Below are 704 nucleotides of genomic sequence, written 5' to 3' on the forward strand. Positions count from 1 at the left end.
GATAATTCTGATAATACTCAGACAGCTACTCAGATTATCACCGTTGAAGACAACCAAAAACCGACCATAACTGCACCAGGTGCTGTAACGGTGTCAACAGATGCCAACAGTTGTTCTGCTACAGGAGTTAGCCTGGGGAATCCAACCACTTCTGATAACTGTGGTGTCAAAAAGGTGGAAAATGATGCTCCTTTATCCTTTCCTTTAGGGACCACTACCGTCACCTGGACCGTAACCGATAATTCTGACAACACTCAGACAGCAACTCAAATTGTAACTGTCAACGATACTCAAGATCCTTCCATAACTGCACCAGGTGCTGTAACGGTATCAACAGATGCTAACAGTTGTTCTGCTTCAGGAGTTAGCCTGGGAAATCCAACTACTTCTGATAACTGTGGTGTCAAAAAGGTGGAAAATGATGCTCCTTTATCCTTTCCTTTAGGGACCACTACCGTCACCTGGACCGTAACCGATAATTCTGACAACACTCAGACAGCAACTCAAATTGTAACTGTCAACGATACTCAAGATCCTTCCATAACTGCACCAGGTGCTGTAACGGTATCAACAGATGCTAACAGTTGTTCTGCTTCAGGAGTTAGCCTGGGAAATCCAACTACTTCTGATAACTGTGGTGTCAAAAAGGTTGAAAACGATGCTCCTTTATCTTTTCCTTTAGGGACCACTACCGTCACCTGGAC

The 704-nt window shown here is 44.2% G+C and carries 1 protein-coding gene; it reads left to right on the forward strand.

The features are described from left to right. Positions 1-704, forward strand: a 704-nt coding sequence (locus HC175_RS15905; protein WP_168139401.1) for an HYR domain-containing protein, incomplete at both ends; no start/stop codon positions are given.

Source organism: Salinimicrobium oceani (assembly GCF_012037645.1).